The sequence below is a fragment of the Streptomyces sp. NPDC047081 genome, from assembly GCF_040643775.1.
Taxonomy (GTDB): domain Bacteria; phylum Actinomycetota; class Actinomycetes; order Streptomycetales; family Streptomycetaceae; genus Streptomyces.
Window position 1 is genome coordinate 105,682 of record NZ_JBEYUY010000031.1, and the last position, 6,762, is coordinate 112,443.

4 protein-coding genes and 1 pseudogene are annotated in these 6,762 nt (G+C 62.9%); all 5 read left to right on the top strand.

Annotation, left to right across the window (positions count from 1 at the left end):
• The first annotated feature begins 66 nt into the window (after positions 1–66).
• On the top strand, positions 67–1,446 hold the full coding sequence (locus ABZ848_RS40585; RefSeq protein WP_360840188.1) for a dsDNA nuclease domain-containing protein: 1,380 nt from the start codon (positions 67–69) through the stop codon (positions 1,444–1,446).
• Complete coding sequence (locus ABZ848_RS40590; RefSeq protein WP_360840190.1) at positions 1,443–2,015, top strand: hypothetical protein; 573 nt, start codon at positions 1,443–1,445, stop codon at positions 2,013–2,015. Before ABZ848_RS40585 ends, ABZ848_RS40590 begins: the two co-directional genes overlap by 4 nt.
• A gap of 1 nt (position 2,016) precedes the next feature.
• Positions 2,017–3,954: an AAA family ATPase gene (locus ABZ848_RS40595; protein ID WP_360840191.1), complete on the top strand. Its 1,938-nt coding sequence runs from the start codon at positions 2,017–2,019 to the stop codon at positions 3,952–3,954.
• A 756-nt stretch (positions 3,955–4,710) separates the two neighbouring features.
• Complete coding sequence (locus ABZ848_RS40600; RefSeq protein WP_360840192.1) at positions 4,711–6,462, top strand: restriction endonuclease; 1,752 nt, start codon at positions 4,711–4,713, stop codon at positions 6,460–6,462.
• Positions 6,463–6,585: 123 nt separating this feature from the next.
• A pseudogene (locus ABZ848_RS40605) lies at positions 6,586–6,672 on the top strand (IS5/IS1182 family transposase); the annotation flags it as partial.
• Positions 6,673–6,762: the final 90 nt, after the last annotated feature.

Consider the following 6,762-nt stretch of genomic DNA (forward strand, 5'->3'; position numbering starts at 1 on the left):
ACTCCCGGTGCCGGGATGGAAGCGGCGGGGGACGTGCCCTGATAAGGGGCCGGATCGGGGGCGTCGATGGTCGACACGGCGGGCATGGGCGTTGGGGCTGAAGGCGCCAGAGCGCCCGCTGAGTCGGAGAGTTCAGACGGTTCAGCGCACGCCATCTTCGAACTGGCTCCGGAGGAAGACAGCGGCTCGGACACGCTGGGCCGTTACCGGTACCAGGCGGAGGTAGCCGCCCGAGAGTGTCTCGCCATGCTCACGGAGGACGCAATTGACTTCGTCGTCTGCGAGTGGCACGAGGACTTCGTCGTGGCGTGGGCCGATGGATCAGTGGAACTGGTATCGGTCAAGCATCGTGAAGAGAATCAGGGCACGTGGTCGCTTACGGAGCTGTGCAAGAGCGGCGGCCTGACCCATCTCTTCGACCGCTGGTGCGCATGCGAGTGTGCCGCCAATGTCCGACTCAGACTGGCGACGAACGCGGCGCTGAGTCCGATCAAAGGTAATGCCGGCACGCTGGCTCGGATGTGCGGCCCGGAGCCGGAACTCACGGATGGGCTGTCCTCTATGGCGGAGACAATCGCCCGTCAGATGCTCAAAGTCCGTTGGAAACAGCCCTATCCCAACGTCCCGGACACACCCCAGGTGAGCAAGCTCGCGGACATCCAGGTGCCAACGGGGTTCGTGGAGAGGGTTCTTCGTTTCCTTGCAGTCCTGGAGATCTCCTGCGATCCACCCCAGCGCGCACACATCACCGACGTCAACATCCAACGGCTTCTGGTGCCTGCCGTCGAGCAACTGCAGCTGGCGCATGTCGACCTTGAGAGCACGTACCGGGCCGTCGTGGACCGGATCGAGCGTGCCAACCGTGATGAGAGCGACCGTAGCCAACTTGCTGTCTACATCGCCGACCCGAGCCGCGTTCGTCACAGCACGCGGATGCAGCAGCGCATCGGCCGGCGCAGCATCACCCGCGAGATCGTCCGCCAGGCGATCGCGTACACGACGGTTCAGCTGCCCACGTTCCCCCGAGGTCAGGCGCCCGTGCTGGCACCGGGAGGGGCAAAGCTCGGCCGCAAGCTGCGCCGGGGCCTGGTTCCCTCGGACGAGGCGGCGTTCGCCGAACGGCTCCGCTCCGCGTGGTACACGACCTGGTCCGAGCGCCGCTCCGGCCTGGCCGGGGATGAAACCGACCTTTTGAACCTGTCCATGGACGTGCTGGAGATGGCCTTCGAGTGCCGACGCCATGCGCGCGCTCAGGTCGCCGAGGGCAGCGAGTTCGGCAACAAGATGAACGACCTGCTGGCCGAGAAACTGAAGGTCGACGCTCTGCCGTCGCCGCCGCCGTTCTTGCTCAGCAACCTGCATTTGCGAGGGCTGGCCTACCAGTTGTGCGACGAGTGCCTCTTCTTCTTCTCCGAGAATTTCAACACGGATGAGGAAGCCTCATGACCCATAGCGCCGACTTCGAGACCGCCGTAGCGCGCATGCGGACTCAGCAGCGGCAGGCAGAGCAGCGTGAGGTCCACTACCACGAGGCGCGCATCCTCCTGCTCATCTCGCAGTTCACCACCCCCAAAGGGGGGCTCGACGGCCTGACCAAGCTCGCCAAACTCGACTTCCTGCTGCGCTATCCAGCGATGTTGGAACGTCTCCTGCCTGCTGGCGAGGCGTCGTGGCCGGAAGGAACCGCCCCCACACCACCCGAGCGCCTCGCGGTCGAAAGCCGTATGACGCGCTACAAGTACGGGCCCTGGGACCAGCGCTACTACAGCGTCCTCGGCTCACTCGCCGCCCGCGGCCTGATCGTCTACAGCAACAGCGCCAGAGCCGAATTCCGCGCCACGCCGCAGGGCGCCGCCGCCGCAGCCTCTCTTGCCGCAACGCCGGAGTGGGACGTTGTCGCCAGCCGCATCAAGCTGCTCAAGCGGCATTTCAACAAGTCAGGATCGGCCTTGAAAAACCTCATCTACGACCGTCTGCCCGACGCCGTCGACCGACCCTGGCGGACGGAGATCTGACATGGCCGTCCACCTGCGCATCGTGGCCTTGACCGTCACCACCGCCGAGGCGGAACAGACCTACCGCTTCGACCGTCCGGCCACCGTGATCACCGGCCCCATCGGCACTGGCAAGTCCAGTCTGCTGATGCTCTTCAAGCACGCCCTCGGTGGCAGCGCCATGCTCACCCCGGCGGTCCGCGACCACGTCCTGTCGGTCCAGGCCGAGGTCGTGGTCGGCGACGAACGTGTCGTCCTCAAGCGGACCATTGAGGGAGACACCGCCGACACTGTGGATCTCCTCGATCCACACTCCCTCGCTCTGGAACGCACCCTGCCTCTGCGGGCCTCGGAAGGCGCCACCACGCTCTCCGACCATCTCCTGGACGCGCTTGGCTTCCCGCGCGAACAGATCGCCGCACGGCGAGAAGGAGCAGCGCGGCCGCAGAACCTCACCTTCAACGACCTGTACGCCTACGTCTACCTCCAGGCGCGCGAGATCGACCGTCAGGTCGTCGGTCACCTGGACAGCTGGTTTGAGACCAAGCGCAGAGAGCTCTTCCGCCTGATGTTCGGGCTCACCGACAGCGCGCTCATGGAGCTCAAGCGCACCAGGAACCAGCTCTTGGACACGCTGAAGGCCAGAACCGCCGAGCACGACAACGTCAGCTCCTTCCTGGCAGCCTCCGACCCCCGCAGCGACGACGAACTGCGGGCGGAACTCACTCAGCTGCGCGACACTCTGGAGCGGGCATCGTCCGCCCTGGCCAGCCTCCGCACCGAACTTGAGGAACAGACCGCCGCCGACACCGCGCTGCGTGACGAGCTACAGAACGCCATTCGCGCCGCCCGGCAGACCGAAGAAGAAGTGTCCGCGGCTGCCGACCTAGTGGAGGCGCGACATGCCGTCGTCGCTCAGGTACAGCTCGACCTCTCCCGTCTCGCACGGTCGGTCACGGCCATCGACCAGCTCTCTCCCTTCGAGTTCGTCGTCTGCCCGCGGTGCATGCAGTCGCTGGCCGCCCGGGCCGTCGAGGACGGTCACTGCCTCGTCTGTCTCCAACCCGATCCAGTCGAGGCCGACATCGACCCGGCTGCCATCGAAGAGACACGCACGGCCCTGCAGCAGCAGCTTGAGGACGCACAGCGCATCCAGCAGTCGGACGAGGCGTACCTGCAGACCGTCCAGGAGCGGTCGCAGCAACTCAGCTTTGCCGTCACCAGCCTGCGCCGGGAGCTCGACGCCCAGACCCGTGATGCGGTCGCCCCGCGCTTCGACGCCATCGCCGAAGCCAGCTCCCGCGTCGCCTCGCTCAAGGCCAGCATTGATGCCATCACCCAACTGCGCGAATCCTGGGCACGGGTGCGCACCATCGACGCGGACATCCGCTCGCTTAAGGCCGACCGACGGCAGGTCAACAAGGACATCAAGGAGAAGTCCGAGCAGCTCAAGGCCAGCCAGACTCTGCTCGGTGACCTCAGCACTGAGTTCAGCCGACTGCTCACCAGCTGGAACCTGCCCTGGGTCGACACGGCCGTCATCGACCGCGACACCTACCTGCCGGTGGTCAACGGACGGCCCTTCGAGACCCTGCAGGCCTCCGGCGGGGGCATCGCCACCTCCGTCAACCTCGCCTACAGCCTCACGCTCCTTGCCTTCGGACTCGACCACTCCGACGTCCTGGTTCCATCGCTCCTCGTGATCGATTCACCGCGTAAGGCCTTCGGCAACAATGCCTCCGACCGGCAGCGCGCGGCCGAGATCTACAGTCGCTTCAGGACCCTGGCTGACGCATATGGCGAACGCTTGCAGCTGATCATTGCCGACAATGACCCCCCGCCCATCACCAGCGACTTCTTCGGCAAGGTGGAGTTCGACTACGAGAACCCCATGGTGCCCGGCGTGGATCATCCCGGCCCTGATCAGGTCACTCGCATCGAAAGCCAATCGGATGGATAGACTAGTCGCGCAGTGCGGGCTACGGATGCCTCCGAAACTGCGGTGGGCACAGGGGAGGGGGAGTCAGCCTTACCTCGCCATCCGCTGGGTACGTAGCACCGAACTCCACGACACCTTCGTCTCCCTCGCCTGAAGCGCTCATCTGCCGGTGACGCCTCAACAAGCCTCCCCGCGAAACCCCGCGATGGAGGACGTATGCCGGGGGGCGGATGTCCTCCGGACGTGAGATGCCTCGGAACGCTGTCAGCGTAGGCTGTCGGCCAGTCAAGGCAGCTGGGTCGGAGGGGGTGTGCCATTTCCATGGCCGATGAAGTTGTACGTGAGGGTAGGAATCCGTCTGCAAGCGTGTTTGAAAGGCTCCTCGGTGCAACCTTTCAACACCATAGCTCAGAACCTCCTTCGGTATTGACGAGCGAAGGCCCTCCTGGCGACACCTATGAAGCCCCTGAAGGGTGGAACACCCATCGAGAGACATCATGGAGATCGCTAGCGTCGAAGGCTGACGAATTACTTGCGGTTGGGCCAGTTCTACTGATTCCTGAATGGGAGAGACTGCCGGCAAATAAGAAGTACCGCACTCGTTGGAGCTACGAAGTACTACTTGAAGATTTGGTTCCCCAGGAGCGGGACGCTCACCTGGCCGTGCTCTTGCCGTCATCTGCTCTTACCTCTCATGCGGAGGCTGACTTCAGGGCGGCTGTGAGGGAGCGGTGGCATCTGTCGACTGTTCTCTACGCGGCTGGTGTCTTGCCGAAGGTGCATACCAGTCTGGAAGTCGCGGCAGTTTTCCTGCACGCGCGGCAGCCCAAGGACTCCGTCGTGCGAATGTTTCGCATGCCTCATCGTGTTGATCCCAAGTCGGTTGAGAAAGATTTCGAGAAGTTGCTCCGTATGCGGGGCGGAAGGAGTAAGAATGGCTACGTCGTACGGGATCTCATCCCTGCGCACGAGCGACTGCACTTTGAGCGACACGATCCAGCAGTGCTGGCCCTCCGTGAGGATCTGGTCGGGTACGGGAGCGTGGCGAAAGTGGGTGATCTGTTCACCAAAGCGCCAAGCGTCCATAGCCACACATTGGGTGAGAAAACCAGCTCAACTGGCCAGACGGGTGCTGTCCGCGTACTGCGAGGGCCCGATGTGCTCACGGATGGCTCGATCGCACCTCCTGACCCCGAAGATATCTGGGCGCAGGTGCCATCGGACTGCTTGTTGCAGGCTGGGGATCTGATTCTGCGATCCATCTCTCGGCCTACAGACCGCCATCGTTTTGTGGTCAGTGAAGTCGGGGATGATGACCTGCCGGCTGCGGCAAGCGAACATGTGATCGTGCTGCGCCCGAAGGTTCCTTTGGAAGCACATCAGCTTCGCTTTATTCTGCTGTTCCTTCGGTCTCCAATGGCAGGGCCGATGCTGGCGCAAGCGGGTGTGCACATTCTGTGGCGAGACCTCGCAGACTTGACGCTGCCGCAACCGGACGAGGCACTGGCATCCGCTCTGGACAACCTGGAAATCTCGAAGCGGCGCCTAGAAGAGTGGCACAGCGAGGCGGATGAGGTCCTTCAATCCGTCTTCCTCGACCAGAGCGCAGCTCAAGGCCGCGACCGGATCGTACGATCTGGTCAAACTCTGCGGCTTAGGGTCGCAGCCGCTAGCCTTCTTGATGATTTGGGTCACACGGTCCGTACACGCTTCCCTTACCCGGTCGCCCTGCGCTGGCGTGAGACTGAGGCCGCGATGAGCGTGCGAGACGCTGGCCCTGCGTATCAAGCAATTCTCGGCACCGCTGAGATCCTCTTGGCCTACAGTGCTCTGTTGGTAGGGGCGCTTGCCAGGGAAGAAGGAATAGAACTGGGCTCGCTTCACGCCATTCGTGGCCAACTGGAACGAGGCCGGGGGCCAGGGTTCGGTGAATGGGTAGCCACACTGGACGAAATTTCCAGCAAGCGAAAGAGGAGCAGTCTTCCAGCAGAACACCCCCTCAACGCCCTTGGTTCCATGTTCGCAGACGAGAAAGTCGCTGACGCACGCAAGCGTCTGTACAGCCGCCGTAATGATGAAGACCACGAGCGACGAGTGGACCGCGTCGACCTCCCACAGGCGCGTGACGCAGCCTTTGGTGAACTTTCCAGGTTGATTGAGGGTGGAAGATTCTTGGCCGACTGGTCTTTGATTCAAATCACCGACCTGCACTGGGACGCGCTTCTAGGGCGCTCGGTGATCGACTATCGAAACTTGATGGGTGATCATCCAGTGGTGCCCACGAGTACGATGATCTGGGACCGCAGTGACATCGAGAAGGGGAGCCTGTACCTTAAAGATCAGGAAAACAGGCTGCATTTGCTAAGGCCTTTTCTGATTGGGTGTCTCTGTCGACGATGCCGTAGCTGGTCGACCTTTCACATCGATAAAGCCTCTCAAGGTACGGTCACCCTCAAGTGCCTGGAATATGGGCATACCTTTGACGATCCGGCGCTAGTGGAACCGTTTCGGCATGTTGGATTGCTTTAGCGCCGCGAGTGCGAAAGGGTATGGCATTCCTGCAGTCGCGGTTCGTGACACTCCAGATAGTTTCGTAGTCACGAGCGCGGGTGCTGCATGGGCCAGTCGAACGTGCACTCCGAGGCCTCATGGCAGGCCATGGCCACTCTCAAGCCCTGGCGGCTCCTCCGCAAGCTCCGGTGCTCGACCACCCGGATCACCTGCCTTGTCCAGGCTGTCGACGATCACGAAATTCCCCAGGTGGGGCGGGTTCCGCGTCACGTAATTCCCCACCCCCGCGGTCACGTAATTCCCCATGGGGACGACGGG

What these genes read in the sequence shown, in the direction of transcription:
- ABZ848_RS40585 (WP_360840188.1), top strand. Translation starts at nt 67, where the DNA reads ATGGTCGACACGGCGGGCATGGGCGTTGGGGCTGAAGGCGCCAGAGCG.
- ABZ848_RS40590 (WP_360840190.1), top strand. Translation starts at nt 1,443, where the DNA reads ATGACCCATAGCGCCGACTTCGAGACCGCCGTAGCGCGCATGCGGACT.
- ABZ848_RS40595 (WP_360840191.1), top strand. Translation starts at nt 2,017, where the DNA reads ATGGCCGTCCACCTGCGCATCGTGGCCTTGACCGTCACCACCGCCGAG.